General features: G+C 34.0%; 2 protein-coding genes. Both read left to right on the forward strand.

Translation table 11 applies throughout. The features are described from left to right. On the forward strand, positions 1 to 199 hold a 199-nt coding region (locus D1614_RS26105; RefSeq protein ID WP_206610139.1), incomplete at its 5' end, for a hypothetical protein. A 77-nt stretch (positions 200 to 276) separates the two neighbouring features. Next, on the forward strand, positions 277 to 603 hold the full coding sequence (locus D1614_RS23645; RefSeq protein WP_119440463.1) for a hypothetical protein: 327 nt from the start codon (positions 277 to 279) through the stop codon (positions 601 to 603). Positions 604 to 998 lie beyond the last annotated feature (395 nt).

Below are 998 nucleotides of genomic sequence, written 5' to 3' on the forward strand. Positions count from 1 at the left end.
AAAACAAAACCTTTTGACTACACGCCCGCAAATAAAGCCCACACAGGAACAACACCGCCAGCCGTGCAATCAGTTGCCCCGGTATAATTATGTCCCCCGCTTTTCGGAACAGGGAACCAGCTTACGATATATGCGCGCGTTACCGGGGCATAAACCGGGCAAAACCAGCGAAAAAAATGAGATAATAAAAATAACATGACTAGTGATGTTATGCGCTAGTTATGAGCAAGTGTAAAAAAAAGAATGACAATCAATTAACCAAACAAATGATATAGTATGAAATTTACAACCGTTTATATAGGAGAAAACAAAATTGAAGTATTTAACACACTTTTAGGAATCGAAAAGATAAAAGTAAATGGCGAAATTGTTTCACGAAAATTCTCAATTTTTGGTACAGAACACAATTTCACAATTAAAGAAAATGACGAAAATGTAGAATGCAAAATTGATTTTGGATTTGGATTTCATGGCGTTGTATTTAACTTATACAAAGACAATAAACCAATTGTAGAATCCCCAAAAAATGGTTGTTTACTTTTTATTGCGATTTTCCTTATTGCACTTACGATTGGACTCATGAAAGATTTTGTCTTTAATTAAAAAAAGTCTAATCAAAAGCAAATCAAAGTTCATTGCCAAAGTAATTGTGAGTAAAGAGTTTCAAATGGAAGATTTCTAAGAATTGGAAAGCCACGAACAAAAAATAACTTTGAGAAACTATGGACTTTACATAACTACCAGAAGACTGATATTCTAAAAACAGATAGGAAATGCGAGAAAAACCTTTAGATAGTTTAAGTTTATCACGGACAACTTATTGAGATATAAACAACAATGACTTGACTGAAAGACACATAACTTTAAAAATAAGGAATAGTAGAATTAAACGGATTTCTAAGTAACAAAGCAATGGAAATTAGTCGAGTAGGTAAAGGGGAATCACACCCCTAAACCTCTCACAGAACCGTACGTGATAGTCTCCCATCATACGGCTC

The organism is Maribellus luteus (assembly GCF_003576475.1).
Taxonomy (GTDB): Bacteria; Bacteroidota; Bacteroidia; order Bacteroidales; family Prolixibacteraceae; genus Draconibacterium; species Draconibacterium luteum.

Coding starts and splice junctions, on each gene's coding strand:
- D1614_RS23645 (WP_119440463.1), top strand. CDS start 277: ATGAAATTTACAACCGTTTATATAGGAGAAAACAAAATTGAAGTATTT.